The sequence below is a fragment of the Paenibacillus sp. GYB004 genome (genome assembly GCF_036577605.1).
Classification (GTDB): Bacteria; Bacillota; Bacilli; order Paenibacillales; family NBRC-103111; genus Paenibacillus_AB; species Paenibacillus_AB oceani.
Genome location: NZ_JARBDB010000006.1, coordinates 1 through 1,508, shown reverse-complemented (window position 1 = coordinate 1,508; position 1,508 = coordinate 1). Strand labels below are relative to the sequence as shown.

Below are 1,508 nucleotides of genomic sequence, written 5' to 3'. Positions count from 1 at the left end.
ACTCAACTTTCGCAGTTGCAAAATAGGTTGAATCCCTTGTAGCTTTAAGAGCCAATACCCTTTTTTTCTTTTAATTGACAAAAAACACCCTCTTTGTTTGGTATCATGGAAGTGTCGAGCAACCATGCAAACAAAGAAAGGTGTGTAATCTCAATGGTACACCATCGTTCCCTGTCTGACCAGTCTCGTTTTTCTTCCGTATTTCATTCTCTTCAAATCGGCAAATTGCTTCGCAAGGCGGGGATTCGAAAATCTTTTGGTCTCTCTACGCTTGCTGTTTTTCAGTTGCTGTTTTCGCTTGTCTTCGAGGGCAAGAACTGGTTTCGTTTGTTAGAAAGCAACCGCGGATCTTCTTTGCCAGGCAAGGATGTCGTTTACCGTTTCTTGAATCATCCAGGCTTTGCATGGCGGACTTTTCTTCATTCGCTAAGCTTGTCGGTGGTTCGGCAGTTCACATCGCTTACCTCGGCCAAACGGGTAAAAGTTTTCATCATTGATGATTCCACACTGCAGCGTAATCGCAGTAAAAAGGCTGAGCTACTTGCCAAGGTGTTTGACCATACAACAGGCCGATTTGCCAAGGGCTACACGATGCTGACGCTTGGCTGGTCGGACGGCTTCAGCTTCGCTCCAGTCGACTTCGTCATGCTCTCGTCAGCCAACATCGTGAATCGCCTAACCGAGATGACGACAGTGATCACAAAGCGATGCCATGGTTACAAACGGCGATTAGAGGCGCTCACTCGTAAGCCTGATGCAGTGATTGGCTTGATTCAACGTGCTTTGCGTACTGGCTTCCATGCGGATTACGTATTAATGGACAGTTGGTTCACACAGATGCCGCTCATTCGCCAACTCTTGGCTGAGGGGCTGGACACGATTGGAATGGTCAAAGAGATGAAACAGCGCTATACCTACCAAGGCCAACGTTTAACGCTGAGTGAACTGTTCCGCAGCCTGCCCAAGAACAAGAAATCTTCTATTTGGAGTTCTGTCATTACCCAGACATCATGCGGAGTGTCTGTCAAACTCGTGTTTGTTCAAAACCGTAACAAACGCCGTGAATGGCTGGCCATACTCAGTACGGACTTGGCTTTAGAATCGAGCGAGATCGTGCGTATCTACGGCATGCGATGGAGCATTGAGACTTTTTTCAAGGTAACCAAAAGCTATCTGAAACTGGGAACCGAGTTTCAGGGCCGATCTTTTGACATGCTCATTAGCCACACGACCGTCGTGTTTAGCCGCTACCTAGTCATGGAATTTGAGCGAAGACAAGCGGGAGATACACGCACGCTCGGCGGGCTGTTCTTCTTGTATGCGGATGAAGTTCGTGACCTGGACTACCAGACCGCCCTTCAACAACTGATGTCTTTATTCTTAGATATGGCTGAAGCCAAGAACAAACGCAGCAAACAAACGGTATTGTGTCAACTCCAAGAGTGGATGGCCGATTTGCCCTTGTACATTAAGGGTTTATTCGCTAATCTAAGCTGCGAAAGTTGAGT

General features: G+C 47.3%; 1 protein-coding gene. It reads left to right on the top strand.

What is annotated here, in order from left to right:
* The first annotated feature begins 153 nt into the window (after positions 1–153).
* Positions 154–1,506: an IS4 family transposase gene (locus tag PV433_RS03755; protein WP_332070857.1), complete on the top strand. Its 1,353-nt coding sequence runs from the start codon at positions 154–156 to the stop codon at positions 1,504–1,506.
* Positions 1,507–1,508: the final 2 nt, after the last annotated feature.

What these genes read in the sequence shown, in the direction of transcription:
- PV433_RS03755 (WP_332070857.1), top strand. Translation starts at nt 154, where the DNA reads ATGGTACACCATCGTTCCCTGTCTGACCAGTCTCGTTTTTCTTCCGTA.